At 59.6% G+C, this 2,915-nt stretch carries 2 protein-coding genes; both read left to right on the top strand.

What is annotated here, in order from left to right; all coding sequences use genetic code 11:
• Nucleotides 1–385, top strand: a 385-nt coding sequence (gene pgsA, locus GX108_02660; GenBank protein ID NLO55950.1) for a CDP-diacylglycerol--glycerol-3-phosphate 3-phosphatidyltransferase, incomplete at its 5' end; no start/stop codon positions are given.
• Nucleotides 386–561: 176 nt separating this feature from the next.
• Nucleotides 562–2,915: preprotein translocase subunit SecA (secA, locus tag GX108_02655; protein ID NLO55949.1), on the top strand; the 2,354-nt coding region annotated here is incomplete at its 3' end.

Genomic DNA, 2,915 nt, shown 5'->3' with positions numbered 1-2,915 from the left:
GACCGACACTTTCGACGGGTACTTCGCCAGGAAACACGGTATGGTCACCAACCTCGGCAAGATCATCGATCCCCTGGCCGACAAGATCCTCGTGATTGCCGCCCTGATCTCCCTGGTCCAGCTCCAGAGGTTGCCCGCCTGGATCGTCGTCATCATCCTTTCCAGGGAGTTTTTCGTCACCGGCCTCCGCATGGTCGCCGCCTCCGAGGGCGTGGTGATCTCGGCATCAAGAGGGGGCAAGGTCAAGACCGTGACCCAGATCATTGCGATCCTCCTCATGATCTTCGACCTTCCTGGCGGTCTGCCGGCGATGTGGGTCGCCTTGGTCGCGACGCTTTGGTCCGGGATGGAGTACCTGGTCAAGGCAAAAAGCCTCCTTTCCTGAACCCCCTTTATTCTCCCCCGGGGTTCCCGCCCAGCGCAGGCACCATTGATCAAAGCGGCCCATCCTTTGCGAGACGGCCATGGCCGCCCCTCTTTTTTTGACGCTCCTTACGGAGGGGAATATAATGTCACTTTGAGGTACGCTCCCCGCGCCAGACACCGAACGAGGTGAAGTGAATGTTTCAGTCGCTGAAGAAAACCCTGGGGCTCGACCGAAATGAAAGGACCCTCAAGCGTTACGCGGCGGAAGTGACCAGGGTCAATGAGCTGGAAGCTTCGATGCGATCCCTTTCCGACGATGAACTGGGCGGACTGGGACCCCTTTTCAGGCAAAGGGCCATGAAGGGCGAACCCTCTGATAAAATGCTTCCGGAGGTTTTCGCGGCCGTCCGCGAAGCGTCAAGGAGAACCCTGGGTCTTCGTCACTTCGATGTCCAACTCATGGGCGGAATGGCCCTCCACGAGGGCAAGATCGCCGAGATGAAGACCGGCGAGGGGAAGACCCTGGTGGCGACCCTGGCCGTGGCCCTGAATGCCTTGAGGGGGCAGGGGGTTCACCTTGTCACGGTGAACGATTATCTGGCCAAGCGTGATGCCGAGTGGATGGGGCCCATATACCGATACCTCGGACTTTCCGTAGGCGTTATATACGCCTTCATGGACCAGGCCGAGAGGATGGCGGCCTACAGGGCCGATGTAACCTATGGAACCAACAGCGAATTCGGCTTTGACTACCTCAGGGATAACATGGCCATCCTCGCTTCTCAGCTGGTCCAGCGGGAGCATTCCTTCATAATCCTCGACGAGGTCGACTCCATCCTCATCGACGAGGCCAGGACACCCCTCATCATCTCCGGTCCCTCCGAGGACAACGTGGAGGTCTACAGGAAAGCCGACGATGTCGCCAGGAGGCTCCGCAAGGGAGAGGACTTCGAACTCGAGGAGAAGGAACGCAACGTGGCCCTTACCGAGGCGGGAATAGCGAAGTGCGAGAAGATCCTCGGCCTGCCTGACCTATTCACAGACTACCAGAGATCGGAACTAGGCCACAGGATCGTCCAGGCTCTCAAGGCTCATCACCTGTTCCAGAGGGATGTCCACTACGTCAACAAGGACGGGGAGATAGTAATCGTCGACGAGTTCACCGGCAGGTTGATGTTCGGGAGAAGATACTCCGATGGGCTACACCAGGCGATCGAGGCCAAGGAAAAGGTTCGCGTCGGGAGGGAGAACCAGACCCTCGCCACCATAACCCTCCAGAACTTCGTGCGGATGTACGGAAAAGTGGCGGGCATGACCGGAACGGCCGCCACCGAGGAGGAGGAGTTCAAGGATATATACGGGCTGGAGGTGGTGGTCATACCCACCCATATGCCCATGATCAGGAAGGACAACCCCGACGTGATATTCCGGACCAGGAGGGAAAAATTCACCGCGGTGGCGGACGACGTGGAAGAGACTCACGGGACGGGACAGCCGGTCCTGATAGGAACCACCTCCATCGAGAGTTCCGAGACTCTTGGGAAGATCCTGAAGGCCAGGAGGATCGAGCACAGGATCCTGAACGCCAAGTACCATGAAATGGAGGCGAACATCGTAGCCCAGGCGGGAAGGCTCGGGGCCGTTACCGTCGCCACCAACATGGCCGGCCGCGGGACCGATATAGTCCTGGGCGGCAACCCGGTCTTCCTGGCCAAGGAGGAGGCCCGGAAGAAGGGGGTGGACTTCGCCTCCGAGGGGGAGGCTTTTGCGGAGATCCTCGCCGCAAGGAAAGAGGAGTGCGACCGGGCGCACGCCGCGGTCGTCGATCTTGGAGGTCTCAAGATCGTCGGCACGGAGCGGCACGAATCCCGGCGCATAGACAACCAGCTTCGGGGCAGAAGCGGCCGCCAGGGGGATCCCGGGTGCAGCACCTTTTACCTTTCCCTCGAGGATGATCTTCTCCGCCTCTTCGGCTCCGACAGGATAAGCGGATTCATGGAAAAGCTCGGACTCGAGGAGGGCGAATATATCGAGCATGGACTGCTGACCAAGGCCATAGAGACGGCGCAAAAACGGGTGGAAGAGTTCCACTTCGATATACGGCGCCAACTCCTCGTGTACGATAACGTAATGAACCAGCAAAGAGAAGCCATCTACCAGGAGCGAAGGAGGATCCTCACCGAGTCCGACCTGGCCGATCATGGCCGCCAACTGGTGGAAGACGCCGTCGACAGCATCCTGGACCGACTCTTCCCCGAGGGCGCCGAACCGCAGCCCCAGGCCGTATCGGTCGCCCTGAAGAGCGTCCTCTGGTCGGGCGTTGAGAAGCACCTTGGGGGGGTAGAGACCCCTCAGGAACTGGAGGAGGCGCGCCTTCGGCTTATGGAAGAGGTCACCGGAAGGATCGATGGGAAACTCCGGGAACTGGGAACCGATAACGCCAGCGAGATGATAAGGTTTCTGCTCCTCAACGTGCTGGATTCAGCCTGGAAGGAGCACCTCCTGGCCATGGATGAACTGAGAAGGGGGATCGGCCTGCGGGCTATAGG

This window comes from Thermovirga sp. (assembly GCA_012523215.1).
Taxonomy (GTDB): Bacteria; Synergistota; Synergistia; order Synergistales; family Thermovirgaceae; genus 58-81.
This window is presented reverse-complemented; position numbering and strand designations above follow the sequence as displayed.